General features: G+C 70.8%; 15 protein-coding genes. 9 read left to right on the plus strand and 6 right to left on the minus strand.

Annotated elements, in window-relative coordinates; translation table 11 throughout:
- Positions 1-5 precede the first annotated feature (5 nt).
- Together ABXS86_RS10865 and ABXS86_RS10870 are read left to right on the plus strand one after the other, a co-directional pair.
- Positions 6-971, plus strand: coding sequence for an alpha-ketoacid dehydrogenase subunit beta (locus ABXS86_RS10865; protein WP_307213960.1), 966 nt, complete (start codon positions 6-8; stop codon positions 969-971).
- Between the two features lie 114 nt (positions 972-1,085).
- Positions 1,086-2,441, plus strand: coding sequence for a dihydrolipoamide acetyltransferase family protein (locus ABXS86_RS10870; protein ID WP_353664454.1), 1,356 nt, complete (start codon positions 1,086-1,088; stop codon positions 2,439-2,441).
- Between the two features lie 783 nt (positions 2,442-3,224).
- On the opposite strand, the gene ABXS86_RS10875 is transcribed toward ABXS86_RS10870, so the two are convergent.
- Together ABXS86_RS10875 and ABXS86_RS10880 are read right to left on the minus strand one after the other, a co-directional pair.
- Entirely contained in the window at positions 3,225-3,401 is a 177-nt protein-coding gene (locus tag ABXS86_RS10875; RefSeq protein ID WP_144831236.1) for a YegP family protein, read from the minus strand.
- Positions 3,402-3,468: 67 nt separating this feature from the next.
- Positions 3,469-4,908 (minus strand): MFS transporter, encoded by a 1,440-nt coding sequence (locus ABXS86_RS10880; RefSeq protein WP_353664455.1) that lies wholly within the window; start codon positions 4,906-4,908, stop codon positions 3,469-3,471.
- Between the two features lie 163 nt (positions 4,909-5,071).
- On the opposite strand from ABXS86_RS10880, the gene ABXS86_RS10885 reads away from it, so the two are divergent.
- From ABXS86_RS10885 to ABXS86_RS10905, 5 genes are all read left to right on the plus strand, one after another.
- Positions 5,072-5,974, plus strand: coding sequence for a MetQ/NlpA family ABC transporter substrate-binding protein (locus ABXS86_RS10885; RefSeq protein WP_186325448.1), 903 nt, complete (start codon positions 5,072-5,074; stop codon positions 5,972-5,974).
- Positions 5,971-6,996, plus strand: a complete 1,026-nt coding sequence (locus ABXS86_RS10890; RefSeq protein WP_353664456.1) for a methionine ABC transporter ATP-binding protein — start codon at positions 5,971-5,973, stop codon at positions 6,994-6,996. Before ABXS86_RS10885 ends, ABXS86_RS10890 begins: the two co-directional genes overlap by 4 nt.
- Positions 6,993-7,652, plus strand: coding sequence for a methionine ABC transporter permease (locus ABXS86_RS10895; protein WP_144831245.1), 660 nt, complete (start codon positions 6,993-6,995; stop codon positions 7,650-7,652). Before ABXS86_RS10890 ends, ABXS86_RS10895 begins: the two co-directional genes overlap by 4 nt.
- A gap of 81 nt (positions 7,653-7,733) precedes the next feature.
- Positions 7,734-8,144 carry a hypothetical protein gene (locus tag ABXS86_RS10900; RefSeq protein WP_353664457.1) on the plus strand — a complete coding sequence of 137 codons (411 nt, stop codon included), beginning with the start codon at positions 7,734-7,736 and terminating at the stop codon, positions 8,142-8,144.
- A gap of 212 nt (positions 8,145-8,356) precedes the next feature.
- A complete protein-coding gene (locus ABXS86_RS10905) occupies positions 8,357-9,781 on the plus strand; it encodes a DUF1524 domain-containing protein (protein ID WP_353664458.1) in 1,425 nt (474 codons plus the stop codon).
- 143 nt (positions 9,782-9,924) lie between these two features.
- Here ABXS86_RS10905 and ABXS86_RS10910 read toward each other — a convergent pair whose 3' ends face one another.
- Complete coding sequence (locus ABXS86_RS10910; RefSeq protein ID WP_186325449.1) at positions 9,925-10,545, minus strand: TetR/AcrR family transcriptional regulator; 621 nt, start codon at positions 10,543-10,545, stop codon at positions 9,925-9,927.
- Positions 10,546-10,555: 10 nt separating this feature from the next.
- Entirely contained in the window at positions 10,556-11,317 is a 762-nt protein-coding gene (locus ABXS86_RS10915; RefSeq protein ID WP_353664459.1) for an acetoacetate decarboxylase, read from the minus strand.
- Between the two features lie 97 nt (positions 11,318-11,414).
- On the opposite strand from ABXS86_RS10915, the gene ABXS86_RS10920 reads away from it, so the two are divergent.
- Positions 11,415-12,299: a 3-hydroxyacyl-CoA dehydrogenase family protein gene (locus ABXS86_RS10920; protein ID WP_353664460.1), complete on the plus strand. Its 885-nt coding sequence runs from the start codon at positions 11,415-11,417 to the stop codon at positions 12,297-12,299.
- Positions 12,300-12,576: 277 nt separating this feature from the next.
- Here ABXS86_RS10920 and ABXS86_RS10925 read toward each other — a convergent pair whose 3' ends face one another.
- On the minus strand, positions 12,577-13,902 hold the full coding sequence (locus tag ABXS86_RS10925) for an aspartate aminotransferase family protein (protein WP_353664461.1): 1,326 nt from the start codon (positions 13,900-13,902) through the stop codon (positions 12,577-12,579).
- 84 nt (positions 13,903-13,986) lie between these two features.
- On the opposite strand from ABXS86_RS10925, the gene ABXS86_RS10930 reads away from it, so the two are divergent.
- Positions 13,987-15,492 carry a PucR family transcriptional regulator gene (locus tag ABXS86_RS10930; RefSeq protein WP_353664462.1) on the plus strand — a complete coding sequence of 502 codons (1,506 nt, stop codon included), beginning with the start codon at positions 13,987-13,989 and terminating at the stop codon, positions 15,490-15,492.
- 415 nt (positions 15,493-15,907) lie between these two features.
- Here the strand turns inward: ABXS86_RS10930 and ABXS86_RS10935 are convergent, their stop codons facing one another.
- Positions 15,908-17,422 carry a CoA-acylating methylmalonate-semialdehyde dehydrogenase gene (locus ABXS86_RS10935; protein WP_353664463.1) on the minus strand — a complete coding sequence of 505 codons (1,515 nt, stop codon included), beginning with the start codon at positions 17,420-17,422 and terminating at the stop codon, positions 15,908-15,910.
- Positions 17,423-17,570: the final 148 nt, after the last annotated feature.

The raw sequence follows: 17,570 nt of genomic DNA on the forward strand, positions 1-17,570 counted from the left end.
ACAACATGCCGATCAGCCGCGCGTTGAACGCCGGACTCCGTCGTGCGCTCGAGACCGACGACCGCGTGCTGCTCATGGGTGAGGACATCGGTCCGCTCGGCGGCGTCTTCCGCGTGACCGAGGGCCTGCAGAAGGACTTCGGTCCGCGCCGGGTCATCGACTCGCCGCTCGCGGAGTCGGGAATCGTCGGCACGGCGATCGGTCTCGCGATGGGCGGCTTCAAGCCGGTGCTCGAGATCCAGTTCGACGGCTTCGTCTTCCCCGCCTTCGACCAGATCACCTCGCAGCTGGCGAAGATCACGAACCGCCACGAGGGTGGGGTGCGCATGCCCGTCGTCATCCGCATCCCCTACGGCGGACACATCGGCGCGGTCGAGCACCACCAAGAGAGCCCCGAGGCGTACTTCACGCACACCCCGGGTCTGCGCGTGGTGAGCCCCTCGAACGCGAACGACGCCTACTGGATGATGCAGCAGGCGATCGCCTCGCCCGACCCCATCGTCTTCCTCGAGCCCAAGGCCAAGTACTGGCAGAAGGGCGAGGTCGACCTCGAGGCCCCCGCGCTGCCGCTGCACGCGAGCCGCGTCGTGCGCCGCGGCACCGACGTCACGCTCGTCGGTCACGGCGCGATGGTCACGACCCTGCTGCAGGCCGCAGCGCTCGCCGAGAGCGAGGGGACGAGCTGCGAGGTTATCGACCTGCGATCGCTCTCGCCCGTCGACTACGGCCCCCTGCTCGACTCGGTGCGCCGCACCGGCCGCATGGTCTACGCGCAGGAGGCGCCGGGCTTCACCTCGCTCGGCTCCGAGATCGCCGCGACCGTCATGGAGAAGGCCTTCTTCGCGCTCGAGGCGCCCGTGCTGCGGGTCTCGGGCTTCGACGTGCCCTTCCCGCCCGCGAAGCTCGAGGGCACCTATCTGCCCGACGCCGACCGCATCCTCGAGGCCGTCGACCGGTCTCTGGCGTACTGACCCGCTCTTCCTCTCCCCGCCATGAACCGCGAGACTGCAACTCGCTGACGAATCCGCGACAGCCTGTCACCGTTTCGTCAGCGAGATGAAGTCTCGCGAGCAAAGGACACCACCGTGACCGAGCAGACCTTCGTTCTCCCCGACGTCGGAGAAGGCCTCACCGAGGCCGAGATCGTGCAGTGGCGCGTGGCGCCCGGTGACTCCGTCGCCGTCAACGACGTGATCGTCGAGATCGAGACGGCCAAGTCGCTCGTCGAGCTGCCGTCGCCCTACTCGGGCACGGTCGGCGAGCTCCTGGCATCCGAGGGCGCCACCGTCGAGGTCGGCGCCCCGATCATCACGATCGGATCGGCGGATGCCGGCACCCCGGCCCCCGCAGAACCGGTGAGCGTTCCCGAGCCCAGCGACCCCGGCGGGGCCGTGCTCGTCGGGTACGGCACAGGCGGAGCGGTGTCGTCGCGGCGCCGCACCCTTCGACAGGCTCAGGGACCGTCCGCCGAGCGCCCCGTGAAGGCGTCCGTCGGTGTCGTCGCCAAACCCCCGATCCGCAAGCTCGCCCGCGACCTCGGCGTCGACCTGTCGGCCGTCACGCCCAGCGGACCCGCCGGTGAGGTGACCCGCGACGACGTCGTGAAGCACGCCGAGCAGGCCAGCGTCTTCCGCAACATCGAGACGCCCGAGTGGGGCGCCGTGCGCGAGGAGACGATCGCGGTGGCCGCTCCCGCAGCGCCCGCCCCCGCGGCATCCGCCCCCGCCCCGGCCGCCGACGCCCGCGAGGAGTCGATCCCCGTCCGCGGCGTGCGCAAGGCGACCGCCAACGCGATGACCTCGAGCGCGTACTCGGCGCCGCACGTGTCGGTGTGGGTCGACGTCGACGCCTCGCGCACGATGGAGCTCGTCAAGCGCCTCAAGGCCTCGCCCGACTTCGCCGACGTGAAGATCTCGCCGCTGCTGATCATGGCGCGCGCCGTGATCTGGGCCCTGCGGCGCACGCCGATGATCAACGCCGCGTGGGTCGACACCGAAGACGGCGCGCAGATCTCGGTGCGCCACTACGTCAACCTCGGTATCGCCGCAGCGACCCCCCGCGGCCTGCTCGTGCCGAACATCAAGGACGCGCAGTCGATGAACACACGCGAACTCGCCAAGGCGCTCGAGAACCTCACGCTCACCGCGCGCGAGGGCAAGACCAGCCCCGCCGACCAGACCGGCGGCACCTTCACGATCACCAACATCGGTGTGTTCGGAGTGGATGCCGGCACCCCGATCATCAACCCCGGTGAGGCCGGCATCATCGCGCTCGGCGCGATCCGCCAGAAGCCGTGGGTCGTCGACGGCGAGGTGCGCCCCCGCTGGGTGACCACGGTGTCGGGCTCGTTCGATCACCGCGTGGTCGACGGCGACGGGATCTCGCGGTTCATCGCGGATGTGGCATCCGTGCTCGAGGAGCCGGCGCTGCTGCTCGACTGAGACCGGCGGTCACTCGCCGGCGCACGGATTTTCCGTCGTGCGGAAGCGCCGTCCCATCGCTTCGGCCAGACGAGGTGGAGCGTGCCGAGGCAGAAGACCGCCCAGCCGACCAGGAGAACGAGCCACGCGCTCTGCTCCGATGCGCCTGCATCAGCGGTCGTACGCACGAGGATCGTTCCGAGAACGACGACCGCCAGGCCCGAGCACGCAACACCGAGCGTCGCTCCGCCATGCGACAGCCACCATCGCCGGACCGGAGGAATGAGGCGGATCGGGAGGCCGACGATCAGACCCGCTGCCACCGAGGCCATCGACACGACGACCGGCAAGACGACCATCCCGATGATCGTGAGCAAGCCGTCGTACTCCGTCCACATCGACCAAAGCGAAGCCGCTGCGACGAACGGGATCAGGATGCCCGCGGCCGCAAGCTGAGCCACGGCGAGAGTCCACCCGTTCCCACCCCACGGCGGCGGCGCCCACCGGCGGACAGCCGGCGCTGCCTGTGGTGTTCCCATGGCCTGATCATGGCACCGTCGACGAACTCGGGGGAGCTCGATGTCTCGACGCTGACGCACCATGTGTCCTGCTGCGAAGCCGGCTACGTCGAAGCCGCATCGGCGTCCGCCACCGACTCAACACTCGGACCAGGCTCCGATCCGCTCACAAACGGGCACTGTCCGGTCGCTGACCATGGCGCCCGCGTGCGCGGTGGTCGCGACCGCCCCCGACGATCCGGGGCGTCCGGCACCCTGGCGCGGTTGCTCGCCTGAGGCGTGGGCCTCAGGTCAGATCGACGATCGCCGAATCCGCATTCTTCTTCACCGACTCAATGCCGTTCGCCGCGGCCGCTTTGGTCGTATAGGCCTCGGAACTCGCGATGATCTCACCGTTCGCTGCTTTCAGGCGAAAGCGGAATTGGCCGTTGGGGGATTTGTAGAGCTCGAATTTGCCCGCCACGTCAGCTCCTTTGCTCGACGGGATCATCATCGTCCCGCCGGCATTCCTCGGCAAGAGGGGGCGTGACTCAGGGCAGCGACGGGTGCTTTTCGACCGGCGTCGACCGCGTGGGGATCAGCAGGGCCAGCACCAGCGCGATGGCCGCAGCCCCGATACCCATGAGGAACGACACCTGGAACGCCTGCGAGGTCGGCACGCGCGTCTCACCCGAACCGGTCGATAGCGTCGCGAGCACGACGCCGACGATCGCGGCGGCGGTGCTCGTGCCCAGCGAACGGGCGAGGGCGTTGAGGCCGTTCGAGGCGCCCGTCTCGCTCGGCGGAACGGCGCGCATGATGAGCATGGGCATGGCGGCGTACCCGAACCCGATGCCGAAGCCGATGAGGATGTTCGCGACGACGAAGTGCCAGACCTCGGTCGAGAAGACCAGGCTGAAGCCGTAGGCGAGGATCAGCGAGATCGAGCCGGCGATCAGCAGCACGCGCGGCCCGATCGTGCGGGCGAGGGTGCCCGAGATGGGCGAGAGCACCATCATCACCAGGCCCGAGGGCATGACCACGAGGCTCGCGGCCAGCAGCGACAGGCCGAGGCCGACGCCGGTGGCGACCGGCAGCTCGAGCATCTGCGGATACGCGACGTTCGAGGTGAAGAGGGCGAAGCCCATGGCGACGGATGCCAGGTTGGTGAGCAGCACCGGGCGGCGCGCGGCGACGCGGAGGTCGAGCAGCGGATTGTCGACGCGCAGCTCGTACCAGCCCCACACGAGCAGGACGAGGATGCCGCCGATGGCGAGGCCGAGCGTCAGCGGCGACGTCCAGCCCCACGAGTTGCCGCGCGAGACGGCCAGGAGCACGCCGATCAGACCGATCGCGAGGCCGAAGGCACCGAGGTAGTCGAAGCGTCCGGCGGTGCGCAGCACGCTGACGGGGACGATCCAGAGGATCAGCACGAAGACGATCGCGCCGAGGGCGCCGGCGATCCAGAACAGCCAGTGCCAGTCGGTGTTCTCGGCCACGAGCGCGCTGATCGGCAGCCCCAGGGCGCCGCCGACACCGAGCGTCGCGCTCATGAGGGCGATCGCGCTGTCGACGCGGTTCTCGTGCAGCACGTCGCGCATGATCGAGATGCCCAGCGGCACCACGCCGACCACGGCGCCCTGCAGCGCACGCCCGATGATCATGCCGATGATCCCGGTCGAGAGCGCGGCGACCACCGAGCCGAGCATCATCACGACCAGCAGCACCAGCACGATGCGGCGCTTGCCGTACATGTCGCCGAGGCGGCCCGCGATGGGGGTGATGACGGCCGCTGCCAGCAGCGTCGAGGTCACGACCCAGGCGGTGTCGTCGCGCGAGGCGTTCAAGAGCTGCGGCAGCTGCGATTGAATCGGCACCACGAGGGTGAACATGAACGACGAACACAGGCCGGCGAGGGCCAGGATCGCGACGACCAGACCCTGGGGGCTGTTCCGGGACAATCTCTTACGCGCGTTTTCATCCCGTGACATCGCTGTCCAGGCTACGCCTTCGCTGTGAGCCCGCGGGTCGGTGAAGCCGGCGATCATCGCCCACTCGGCGGCATCCGCCCAATCGATTACCCCGCGTGACAGCCCGTTACCGGCCGTAACGCGTCGAATTCCGATCCCGGATGCCGCGTGCTGACGTGGTCTCATGACTTCACGCCGCACCGCACGCCTGGCCACGATCCTCAGTGCTTCCGCCGCCGCCCTCATGCTGACCCTGACCGGTTGCGCCGGGGGAGCGGCATCCGGGGACGACTCCTCCCGCATCGTGCTCGGAGCCGATGACGGTACTGAGGCGCACTGGACCGTGCTGAAGCAGAAGCTCGCCGACGAGGGCATCGACCTCGAGGTGCGCACCATCAACGACGGCGTGCAGCTCAACCAGGGCGTGCAAGACGGCGAGCTCGACGTGAACCTCTTCCAGCACCTCATCTACCTGTCGCAGTTCAACGTCGAGAACAACGGCTCGCTCGTGCCGGTCGGGGCGACCGCGGTGTACCCGCTGGCGCTGTACTCGGAGCAGTACCGCGACGTGAAAGACCTGCCCGAGGGTGCGACCGTGGCGATCCCCAACAACGCCACCAACCTCGCGCGCGGCCTGCTCAACCTGCAGACCGCGGGGCTGCTCACCCTCAAGGACGGCGGCAACGCCCTCTCGACGCCGGCCGACATCGAGTCGACCAAGGTGAAGCTGCTGCCCGTCGACACGAACCAGACGGTGACCGCGCTCAAGGACGGCAGCGCCCAGGCCGCGATCGTCAACAACACGCAGGCGCAGAAGGGCGGGCTCGGCGACGAGCTCATCATCTTCAAGGAAGACCTCGACAACCCGCAGCTCGCCCCGTACATCAACGCCTTCGTCACGCGCGACGACAAGAAGGACGACCCTCGCTGGGCGAAGCTCGTCGAGGCGTACCACTCGCCCGAGGTCGAGGCGGCGGTGACCGAGCTCAACCAGGGCAACCTGCAGTTCAAGACCGAGTGGACCGGCGCGCAGCTGACCGAGGAGCTCACGAGCCTCGAGGATGCCGTCAAGGCGCAGAACGGATGACCGCGGTCATCGAGCTGCGGGGGGTCACCAAGAGCTTCCGCACCGATCGCCGCACCTCCACCACCGCCGTCGACGACGTGTCGCTGACGGTGGAGGAGGGGTCGATCGTCGGGATCATCGGGTACTCCGGGGCGGGCAAATCGACGCTCGTGCGGCTCCTCAACGGGCTCGAGCAGCCGACGTCGGGCACCGTCGAGGTGCTGGGCGTGGATGTGGGGGATGCCAGCGAGTCGACGCTGCGCGACCTGCGGCGCCGCGTGGGCATGATCTTCCAGCAGTTCAACCTCTTCACCTCGCGCACGGTCGCGGCCAACGTCGCGTACCCGCTGAAGGTGGCGGGGTGGAAGAAGGCCGACCGCGACAAGCGCGTGGCCGAGCTGCTCGACTTCGTGGGGATCGGCGACAAGGCGAAGCAGTACCCGCGGCGCCTGTCGGGCGGGCAGAAGCAGCGCGTGGGCATCGCGCGGGCGATCGCGACCGACCCGCGCATCCTGCTCGCCGACGAGGCGACCAGTGCCCTCGACCCGCAGACCACGGCCGAGGTGCTCGACCTGCTGCGCGAGATTAACCGGCGCCTGGGCATCACGATCGTCGTCATCACGCACCAGATCTCGATCGTGCACGAGCTGTGCGACCAGGTCGTCGTGATGGACGGCGGCCGCGTCGTCGACAGCGGCGACACCTACCGCGTGTTCGCACACCCGCGCGCCGAGCTCACGAAGCGTTTCGTGGCGGCCGTCACCCAGGGCGTCCCCTCGGGCGAGGCGCTGACCGCGCTCGCCGCGGGCGGCGGCGACCTGGTGAGCGTCGAGATCAACGAGTTCTCCAGCGAAGACGTCTCGGCCGTGTTCCACCGCCACGGCGTGCGCCATTCCGTCGTCTACGGCGGGGTGACCGACGTGCTGGGCCGGCAGCTCGGCACCCTCACCTACCGCGTGCACATCGACGACCTCCCGGCCGTCGTGGCGGAGCTGCGCGCGCACACCGACGTCACCGTGCCCGTTCGGGAGGTGACCGCGTGAACAAGTGGGACACCCTCACCCCGGTGCTGCTGCAGTCGATCGGCGAGACCGTCTACATGGTCGCCGTCTCGCTGGCCATCTCCGGCGTCGCGGGCCTCGCGATCGGGGCGCTGCTGTACGCCACGCGGCCGGGCAACCTCTTCGCCAACCGCGTCGTGTTCTTCGTCGCGAACCTGGTGATCAACCTCATCCGGCCGATCCCGTTCATCATCTTCCTCACCGCGGTCGCCCCGGTCACCCGTGCCGTGACGGGATCGACCCTGGGGACGGATGCCGCGATCGTGCCCATCACGATCATGGCCACGGTCGTGATCGCCCGCGTCGTCGAACAGAACCTCGTGGCCGTCGACCCCGGAACCGTCGAAGCGGCTCGGGCCGTGGGCGCGCGCCGCATCGGCGTGCTGTTCGGCGTCGTCATCCCCGAAGCGCTCGCCCCGCTGATCCTCGGCTATACGTTCATGTTCATCGCGGTCGTCGACATGTCGGCGATGGCCGGATACATCGGCGGCGGCGGGCTCGGCAACTTCGCGATCATCTACGGCTACCAGCAGTTCAACCAGCAGGCGACGTGGGTGACGGTCGCGATCATCGTCGTCATCGTGCAGGTCGGCCAACTGATCGGAAACGCGCTGGCGCACCGCATCCTGCGGCGCTGACGGCCGCGCGAGCGGGGGTGGCGCCGGCGGCCGCGCGCCCCCGCGCTCCGCGGTCCCGCACAGCCCGCCTACCCTCGGAGGATGAGCTTCCCCCGCACCTTCGCCCGCTGGCTGCTCGGTGCCGCACTCGTCTTCACCGGCACCGCGCACTTGACGTTCGCCCGTGACGACTTCGTCGCTCAGGTGCCGTCATGGCTTCCGCTTCCGGTGGATGTCACGGTCGTGGCATCCGGCGTCGTCGAGATCGCGCTGGGACTCGCCCTCCTCTTCCTCGGCCGCTGGCGCGTCGCCGTCGGCTGGATCGTCGCGGCCTTCTTCGTCGCGATCTTCCCCGGCAACATCGAGCAGTTCGTCCGGGGCACCGACGCCTTCGGCCTCGACACCGACCTCGCCCGAGGCATCCGCCTGCTCTTTCAGCCCCTGCTGGTCGTCTGGGCGCTCTGGTCGACCGGAGCGTGGAAGGCCTGGCGCACGCGTCGCCGAGCCCGCTGAGTCGCATCCCGCATCCCGCGCGCGCCCGGTATCGATTTCGTCTCGACATTTCCCGCCCACGCATGCTGCATTCGTAATCCGTCCAGGCGCATTCGGCGCGGTCGGTCGACCTGCATTCCCCTGAATAGACTCGCGAGGTTGTCTTAACGGGGGGAAGGGGAATCCGTGCGATTCCGAAACGCAATGATCCACGCGAACGCGGCGGTGGCCGCATGACCGACGCGACCCCGGGCTGGTACCCCGACACCGAGACCCCCGGTCGCCTGCGCTGGTGGGACGGCCGCCAGTGGACGAACGACTTCACGCCGCTGCCGCCGGCTCCCACCGTGACCACGACGCCCCCGCCGGCGACCCGACGCGAAGCGCGCGGCTGGATCTCGCGCGTCCCCACGTGGGGCTGGATCGTCGCCGGCCTCGTGCTGCTCGTCGCCCTCTGGCTGCTCGCCCCCTTCGTCGGGCTGGTCGCCCTCGTGGTGCTCATCACCGGCATCGTCGCGCTCGCGCGCAACACCCCGACCTGGCTGCGCTTCCGTTCGCGCTCGAGCGCCGCGATCTGGACCGTCGCCGCCGTCGTCGCGTTCGCCGTCGCGGGCGGCATCACCACGGCCACCTCGCCGAAGGTCGCGACCCCGGTCGCCCAGGCGGAGCCCGTCGCCACGGCGTCGCAGGAGCCGTCGCCGTCGGCCACGCCCACGGCATCCGCCACCCCCTTCGCCGACGACCAGGCCGCGCTCGCCGCGTTCGCGGGGCAGGCGGGAACCGTCGCCGACGCCTCGGCCACCACCGACAAGGCCGCGCTCGCGGTGCTCGACACGCTCGCCGTGAAGGGCCGCGCGCCCAAGACCGGCTACGACCGCGACCAGTTCGGCCAGCGGTGGCTCGACGTCGACCGCAACGGATGCGACACCCGCAACGACATCCTGGGCCGCGACCTCACCGACGCCGTGCGCTCGGGCGCCTGCCGCGTGACCGGCGGCACCCTCGCCGACCCCTATACGGGCACGAGCATCGCGTTCGTGCGGGGTCAGGGAACCTCCGAGCTCGTGCAGATCGACCACGTCGTGGCGCTGTCGGACGCCTGGCAGAAGGGGGCGCAGCAGCTCACCGCCGACCAGCGCGCGAGCTTCGCGAACGACCCGCTCAACCTGCTCGCGGTCGACGGATCCGCCAACGCGCAGAAGGGCGACGGCGATGCCGCGACCTGGCTCCCGGCGCAGAAGTCGTACCGCTGCACGTACATCGCGGCGCAGATCGCGGTGAAGGCGACCTACGGCCTGTGGGTGACCGAGGCCGAGCGCGACGCCATGAAGCGCGTGCTCGAGGGCTGCCCCGACCAGGTCGTGCCCACCTCGGCCTTCGCGGCTCCCGCACCGGTCGCGGCACCCGAGCCCGCCCCGGTCGTCGAGCCGGTCGCCGTGGAGCCCGCACCGGCTCCCGCTCCCGCGCAGCCCGCTCCCGCCGAGCCCGCACCCGCTCCGGCGCCGGTCGAGCAGGCGCCGGCGCCGGCTCCGGTCGAGAACGTGTACTACGAGAACTGCACGGCCGTACGCGCGGCCGGCGCCGACCCGATCTACGCGGGGCAGCCCGGCTACAGCCGCAAGCTCGACCGCGACGGAGACGGAGTCGCCTGCGAGTGACGCACCCGCCGCTCACCCGTTGAGCGTCCAGGACACGCCGCTCCCTCCGCGGGGACGCGGCGTGTTCTGGACACTCGACAAGAAGGGGGCGGATGCCGGGACCTCGGCCCCGCGCGCAGAGACGGGCCGCGAGGGCCCGGCCCTCAGCCCGCGCGCGTCAGCCCGAGGATGCAGCCCTCGACCGCGGCGACGCGCACCCGCTGGGTGTCGGCGTGCAGCACGCTCTGGCTCACCGCCCCGACGTGGGCCGCGACGACCGCGCGCGTGAAGAGCGCGGGGTCGATCACGGGGTGCAGGCCGATGCGTGCGAGGCACTCGACCAGCAGCGGCTGCAGCGTGTCGTGGAAGTGGTCGGTGTGCGCGGTGAGCAGCATCCGGACCTCCTCGTCGTGACGAGCCCGCGTGATGAGCACCGAGCGGATCGCGTACCACTTCTCCTCGGGCGGGAGCCCCTCGACGACGCCGCGCACGATGTCGTCGAGGGTCGGCTCGTCGCTGCTGCGGGCGTCGCCGAGCATGTCGCTGAGCAACTCGAAGACCAGCTCGGCCTGCTGCTCGTAGACCGCGAAGAACACCTCATCGACCGAGCGGAAGTTCGAGTAGAACGCCCCGCGCGTGTATCCCGCGCGCCGCGTGATGGCCTCGACGCTCACCGACGTGCTGCCGGTCTCGTCGAAGATCGCCTCGGCGGCCGCGATCAGCGCCGTGCGCGTACTGCTGCGGCGTCGCACGGGCTTGGGCGCCTCAGCGGGGGTGGTCGTCACGGGCTCCACGTTACGCAGCGGCGGCGCGGTTCACCTCGTCGAGGTAGTCGAACACCGGGCGGACGGGGGCGAGCGTCAGGTCGGTGACGATGTGCGAGGCGCTGACGATCTCGCGCACGGGGAGGTCGGCCATCGGCGCGAGCGCGTGCTCGAACAGCTGCAGGCGGGCGGGCCCGGTCCACGCCTCCTTCACGACGATGTCGGTGATCTCGGTGCGTACGAGGTGGGCCGCGCGCATGCCCTGCGTGAACACGTCGGGCACGAGCTTGACCATGAAGGTCGGCACGGTGATCTGCGCCTTCGCCTCGTCGAGGTCGAGCGGCTCCCACTTGTAGCCCATGGTGGCCGTGGCCACGCGCTCGCTGCCGCGGGCGAGGGTGCCGACCAGGGCGCCCTGGTCGACGCGCAGGTCGGGGGTGCCGGTCACCTTCGGGTAGGCGCTGAGCTCGCGCCCCGACACGGTGGCGGCGAAGTTGTCGAGGTACATCGCGTGCAGGTATTCGCCGCGCTCTCCGTCGAAGGTGACGGGGATCGCCTGACCCGACTCGACGTAGGGGCCGTAGCCGTCGACCTCGCCCATCTTCATGACCTCGAAGCGCACGAGCGGCTCGCCGATCTCGAGGGGCTCGGGAACCACGGCGCGCAACGCGTCGGCATCCGTTCGATAGACGACGTTGAAGTACTCGCGGTCGACGAAGCGCGTGACCCGCAGGGGGTAGACGGGGGCGGTCAGCGGCGTGGTGCCGCGGCGGAGGATCTCGAGGGGGTTCATCGGTCATCACCTGTTCAGTACGAAGTGTATTGAGTACAGTGTGTATCGAGAGGTTCGCATCCGCAAGGCGACCCTCTGCTCCACGAGAGGAAACGACATGAGCGTCCAGCTGCCCCAGAACATCGACACCCGACCCGTCACCGTGATCGGGGGTGGCACGCTCGGTCGACGCATCGCGCTGATGTTCGCCAGCGGAGGGGCCGACGTGCGCATCTTCGATCTCGCGGATGCCGTGCGCTCCGCCGCCGTCGCCTACGTCGAAGAGACGCTGCCCTCGGTGGTGGCCGCCCGCGAGGGTGCCGTCGCCGGCACCGTGCAGGGCGCCGATGAGTTGGCATCCGCCGTCTCCGACGCCTGGCTCGTCGTCGAGGCCGTGCCCGAGCGCATCGAGCTGAAGACCTCGGTGTTCGGCGACCTCGACCGCCTCGCGCCAGCGGACGCCATCCTCGCCAGCAACTCGTCGTCGTTCGCGTCACGTCTGATGATCGACCGGGTCTCGGCACCCGAGCGCGTGCTCAACATGCACTTCTACATGCCGCCGCAGCAGAACGCGGTCGACCTCATGAGCGACGGCCGGACCGACCCGCAGGTCATCGCCTTCCTGCAGGAGCAGCTGCCGCACTTCGGGGTCTTCCCGTTCGTTGCCCGCCAGGAGTCGACCGGCTTCATCTTCAACCGCATCTGGGCGGCCATCAAGCGCGAGGCCCTCGCGGTCGTCGCCGACGGCGTCTCGACCCCCGAAGACGTCGACGCCATGTGGCGGGTCAACTCCGGCGCCCCGGCGGGCCCGTTCCAGATGATGGATCAGGTCGGCCTCGACGTCGTGCTCGACATCGAGCAGCACTACGCCGACGAGAACCCGCACCTGCCCGAGGGTCCGCGCGAGCTGCTGAAGAGCTACGTGGATGCCGGGAACCTGGGCGTGAAGTCGGGTCGCGGCTTCTACGACTACAGCGAGGAGCGGTCGGGGGCTGCCGCCTGACCCGTGGCGCTGAGCGCCCCTTCGTGGACGCTCGACCTGCGACGGGGCGGTGTCTGAGTCGGCGCGGCGCCCCCGTTTCCCCTTGAGTGTCCAAAACACCCGGGACGATTTTCGAATCCGTCCGGGTGTTTTGGACACTCAGCGTGGGTGCGCGGGGTGCGCGGGCCCGGCGCGGAATGCGCGGCCTGCGCGGCCTGCGCGGCCTGCGCGGGGCGCACGGCCTGCGCGGCCCACGCGGGCCAATCGTGATCGGCGCGACCTGCGCGGCGAGGGGGTCTCAGGCGCGCGCGGCCTCGGCCTGCAGCACCTCGACCAGCACGTCGAGGCCGTGGTGGGCGTCGGCGTCGCCGATCACGGCGGGCGGCACGACGTGCACGCGGTTGTCGGCGGTGAAGCCGAGCACGCCCTTCTCGAGCATCGCGGCCTTGATCGCCCCGATGCGCGCGGCGGGCAGCGGCTCGCGCGTGGCCTGGTCGGCGACGAGCTCGACGGCCCAGAACACGCCGCGGCCGCGCACCTCGCCCACCAGCGGTGAGTCCTCGGCGAGCTGGTGCAGGCGCGGGCCGATGACCTCCTCGCCGATGCGGCGGGCGTTCTCGATCACGCCCTCGTCGGCCATCGCCTGCTGGGCGGCGACGATGGATGCCGCAGCGAGCGGGTGACCCGAGTACGTCAGGCCACCGGGGAACACGCGGTCGTCGAACGTCGAGGCCACGGCATCCGAGATTGCCACTCCCCCCACGGGGACGTACCCGGAGTTCACGCCCTTGGCGAAGGTGATGAGGTCGGGCCGCACGTCGAACGCGTCGAACGCGAACCACTCACCCGTGCGGGCGAAGCCGGCCATGACCTCGTCGAGGATGAGCAGGATGCCGTAGCGGTCGGCGATCGCGCGGACGCCCTCGAGGAATCCGGGCGGCGGCACGAGCACACCGGCGGTGCCGGGGATCGTCTCGAACAGGAACGCCGCGATCGTGTCGGGGCCCTCGGACTGCACGGTGCGCTCGAGGTGGCGCAGAGCGCGCTCGCACTCCTGCTCGGGGGTCTCGGCCCAGAACTCCGACCGGTAGAGGTAGGGGCCGAACACGTGCACGTGGCCGCGCGAGTACTCGTTCGGCATGCGGCGCCAGTCGCCGGTCGCCACGATCGCCGACCCGGTGTTGCCGTGGTACGAGCGGTAGTGCGACACGATCTTGTCGCGGCCCGTGGTCAGACGGGCCATGCGGATGGCGTTCTCGTTGGCATCCGCACCGCCATTGGTGAAGAAGACCTTGGAGAACCCCTCGGGGGCCCGCTCGAGGATCAGTTCGGCCGCGTGCGCGCGCGTCTCGTTGGCGTGCGCGGGGGCGACGGTGGTCAGCTGCGCCGCCTGCTCCTGGATCGCGGCGACGACCCGCGGATGCTGGTGGCCGATGTTGACGTTGACGAGCTGGCTCGAGAAGTCGAGGTACCGGCGGCCGTCGGCGTCCCACACCTCGACGCCCGAGCCGCCCGCGAGGGGGAGCGGGGCGAGGGTGCGCTGGGCCGACCACGAGTGGAAGACGCTCGTGCGGTCGCGCTCGCTGATCTCGGCGTTGCGGGTCGTGGTGAGAGGAGTCGACATGCCACCAGTGTGGGCGCGCCGCGCCGCGCCGGGGAGCGCCGATCTGTCGGTAATCTCGACGGACGATCGACAGTTTGGCCCGCCATGCCCGCGACCCTCCGCACCCTCCTCGACGACCAGTCGTTCCCTCTGCGCGTGCTGACGCGGCCCGACGACGAGGCGCTCGACCGCCCGCTGTCGTGGGTGCACAGCTCCGACCTGCTCGACCCCACGCCGTACCTCGAGGCGGGCAACCTGCTGTTGACCAACGGTGCGCAGTTCTCCTCCGATCCGGATGCCGATGAGGCACTGGCCTACTGCCGCCGCTTGCGCGCGCTCGGGGTCGCGGGCCTGGGTTTCGCGACCGACATCATCCACGACCGCGTGCCCGCGGCCGTGGTGCGCGCGGGGCTGGCCGCCGACCTGCCGATCGTCGAGATCGCGGATCGCGCGCCGTTCATCCGGATCATCCGCTTCGTCGCCGACATCATCGCCGCCGAGGGTGCCGCGCGCCTGTCGTGGCTGCTCGACGCCCAGCGCGCGGTGGCCCGTGCCGCGGTGCGTGACGACGGGCTGCGCGAGATCCTCGCCACCCTCTCGCGCCTGCTCGACGCGTGGGTCGAGCTGTACGACGCGGTCGGTGGGCGCCTGTCGTCGCCGGGTCTGCGGGCCGCGCCGGCCGAGGTCGAGGCGGAGGTCGGCCGCGACGTGCGGCGCCTGCTCGAGCGACGCACCGCGGCGAGCCTCGTCGTTCCGTCGGCCGGACACGCGCTGGTGCAGACGATCGGGCAGAGCGGGCGGCTGCGCGGCGTGCTCGCGGTGGGCGGGCCCGAGCCTCTCGACCCCGCGGGCCGGGATCTCGTGGCCTCCGTCGTGGCGCTCGCCAGCATCGCGCTGGAGCAGCAGCGCGGACTGCAGTCGGCCCTGCGCGGCGTTCGCGCGGGCGTCATCGACTTGCTGGTCGACGGACACGGCGACACGGCGCGGCGGGTGGCCGAGTCGGCGTTCGGGGGGCTGCCCGCGGAGCCGTACCTCGTCGGGGTCGTGCGCGGGGCCGGGGCGCTGCCGGGACTGCTCGACGAGCTCGACCTCGTCTCGAGCGACCCGACCCGCATGTTCTCGGCCGAGCGCGGCGGCGACGTCATCGTGCTCGCGGCCGACGGGGCGGCATCCGCCCTCGCAGCCCTCGCCGAGCGGCGGGGCCTGAGCGTCGGCATCGCCCGTCACGAGGCGGGCGACGACCTCGCCGAGGATCTGCGGCGGGCGGCGCACGCTGCGCGCGATGCCGACACCGGCACCCTCCGCGCCTACGACGAGCTCGCGGGGCGCGGTCTGGTGGGGGCGCTGCGCGAGCGCGGCGGCGAGGTGCTCGCGCGCTCGCTGCTCCGCCCGCTCGAGGCCCTCCCGGCGATCGAGCAGGAGCGGCTGCTCGCCTCGGCGCGGGTCTGGCTCGACGCGAACGGCGCCTGGGATCCCGCGGCGCGGAGTCTCGGCATCCATCGCCACACCCTGAGGGCGCGCATGGCGCAGCTCGAGCAGGTGCTCGAGATCAACCTGTCGAGCTTCGCCGCGCGGGCCGAGCTGTGGGCAGCGCTGGAGCTCGGGGGCTGACGAGTCCGCCGCGCCATCCGCTCGCCGCGACGCCGTCCTGCGGATGGTGGGCCTGACGCGCCGGTGCCGGGTGGTCGTGGGGCGGTGTGTCGGGGTTCGGGTCCGCACGACGGCGGGAGTGGCGCCGGGTCGCCGTCCTGCGGATAGTGGGCTCGACGCGCCGGTGCCGGGTGGTCGTGGGGCGGTGTGTCGGGGTTCGGGTCCGCACGACGGCGGGAGTGGCGCCGGGTCGCCGTCCTGCGGATAGTGGGCTCGACGCGCCGGTGCCGGGTCGTCGCGGGGCGGTGTGTCGGGGTTCGGGTCCGCGCGACGGCGGGCGACGACACGGGCAACCGGGGCGAGCGCGGCGAGACGACGGATGCCGCGGCCCCGAGGCTGCAGAGAGCCCGGGGGCGCGGCATCCGGTGCCGACGACTCAGCTGTTCTGGGGGAAGCCGAGGTTGATGCCGCCGTGGGTGGCGGGGTCGAGCCAGCGGCTCGTGACGGCCTTCTCGCGGGTGAAGAAGTCGAAGCCGTGCACGCCGTAGGCCTTCGCATCGCCGAACAGGCTCTTCTTCCACCCGCCGAACGAGTGGTACGCCACGGGCACGGGGATGGGCACGTTGATGCCGATCATGCCGACCTGCACCTCGTGCTGGAAGCGGCGTGCGGCTCCGCCGTCGTTTGTGAAGATCGCCGTGCCGTTGCCGAACTCGCCGCTGTTGATGAGGGCGAGGCCCTCTTCGTACGTCTTCACGCGCACGACCGAGAGCACCGGGCCGAAGATCTCCTCGGTGTAGGCGCGCGAGCCGGTCGGCACCTCGTCGAGCAGGGTGGGTCCGAAGAAGAAGCCCTCCTCGTGTCCGTCGACCGAGAAGCCGCGGCCGTCGACGACGATCGTCGCGCCGTCGGCCTCGGCGATGTCGACGTACGACGACACCTTGTCGCGGTGCGCGCCCGAGATGAGCGGACCCATGTCGGGCTCGTCGGCATCCGCGCCGTTTCCGATGCGCAGCTTGGCGATGCGCTCGGTGACCTTGGCGATGAGCTCGTCGGCGACGGGGTCGACGGCCAACACGACCGACACGGCCATGCAGCGCTCGCCCGCGGCGCCGAAGCCGGCGTTGACGGCGGAGTCGGCCACGAGGTCGAGGTCGGCGTCGGGGAGCACCAGCATGTGGTTCTTCGCGCCGCCCAGGGCCTGCACGCGCTTGCCGTTCTTCGACGCGTTCTCGTAGATGTACTGCGCGATGGGGGTGGAGCCGACGAACGAGATCGACTGCACCTCGGGTGCCTCGAGCAGTCCGTCGACGGCGACCTTGTCGCCCTGCAGCACCGTGAAGGCGCCGGCGGGAAGACCGGCCTCCTTCCACAGGCGCGCGAGCCAGAGCGAGGCGGAGGGGTCCTTCTCGCTCGGCTTGAGCACGACGGCGTTGCCGGCCGCCAGGGCGATGGGGAAGAACCACATCGGCACCATGGCGGGGAAGTTGAAGGGACTGATGATGCCGACGACGCCGAGCGGCTGCTTGAGCGAGTACACGTCGACGCCGCTGGAGGCGTTCTCGCTGTAGGCGCCCTTGATGAGGTGCGGGAAGCCGGTCGCGAGCTCGACGACCTCCTGCCCGCGGGCGATCTCGCCCATCGCGTCGGAGAGCACCTTGCCGTGCTCGGCGGTGAGGATCGCGGCCAGCTCGCCCTTGCGCGCGTTGAGCAGCTCGCGGAACGCGAACAGCACGCTCTGGCGCTTGGCGATGGAGTAGCCGCTCCACTCGGCGAAGCCGCGGGTGGCCGAGGCGATCGCGGCCTGGATGTCGGCCTCGTCGGCCAGGGCGACGTGCGCCTGCACCGCGCCGGTGGCGGGGTTGTACACGGGGGCGGTGCGTCCGCCCGTCGGGGCGCTCTCGGCGCCGTCGATCCAGTGCGCGATGACGGGGAGGTCGTGGTCGGTCATGCCCCCAGTAAAGGGCCGTCGCTCTCGCCGCGCCGCTGCCAATCCGGCGAGCGGCCCTCAGCGCGAGGGACAGAACGGCAGCGACGAGCCTGGGAGCAGCCGATGAACGCCCTCCTGAGTTTGAGAACGATTATCAGCAGCGTTAGTC

Source organism: Microbacterium sp. che218 (genome assembly GCF_040436305.1).
GTDB classification, from domain to species: Bacteria; Actinomycetota; Actinomycetes; order Actinomycetales; family Microbacteriaceae; genus Microbacterium; species Microbacterium algihabitans.

What these genes read in the sequence shown, in the direction of transcription:
- ABXS86_RS10890 (WP_353664456.1), top strand. Translation starts at nt 5,971, where the DNA reads ATGACCGCGGTCATCGAGCTGCGGGGGGTCACCAAGAGCTTCCGCACC.
- ABXS86_RS10900 (WP_353664457.1), top strand. Translation starts at nt 7,734, where the DNA reads ATGAGCTTCCCCCGCACCTTCGCCCGCTGGCTGCTCGGTGCCGCACTC.
- ABXS86_RS10905 (WP_353664458.1), top strand. Translation starts at nt 8,357, where the DNA reads ATGACCGACGCGACCCCGGGCTGGTACCCCGACACCGAGACCCCCGGT.
- ABXS86_RS10920 (WP_353664460.1), top strand. Translation starts at nt 11,415, where the DNA reads ATGAGCGTCCAGCTGCCCCAGAACATCGACACCCGACCCGTCACCGTG.
- ABXS86_RS10935 (WP_353664463.1), bottom strand. Translation starts at nt 17,422, where the DNA reads ATGACCGACCACGACCTCCCCGTCATCGCGCACTGGATCGACGGCGCC.
- ABXS86_RS10880 (WP_353664455.1), bottom strand. Translation starts at nt 4,908, where the DNA reads ATGTCACGGGATGAAAACGCGCGTAAGAGATTGTCCCGGAACAGCCCC.
- ABXS86_RS10930 (WP_353664462.1), top strand. Translation starts at nt 13,987, where the DNA reads ATGCCCGCGACCCTCCGCACCCTCCTCGACGACCAGTCGTTCCCTCTG.
- ABXS86_RS10925 (WP_353664461.1), bottom strand. Translation starts at nt 13,902, where the DNA reads ATGTCGACTCCTCTCACCACGACCCGCAACGCCGAGATCAGCGAGCGC.
- ABXS86_RS10865 (WP_307213960.1), top strand. Translation starts at nt 6, where the DNA reads ATGCCGATCAGCCGCGCGTTGAACGCCGGACTCCGTCGTGCGCTCGAG.
- ABXS86_RS10915 (WP_353664459.1), bottom strand. Translation starts at nt 11,317, where the DNA reads ATGAACCCCCTCGAGATCCTCCGCCGCGGCACCACGCCGCTGACCGCC.
- ABXS86_RS10885 (WP_186325448.1), top strand. Translation starts at nt 5,072, where the DNA reads ATGACTTCACGCCGCACCGCACGCCTGGCCACGATCCTCAGTGCTTCC.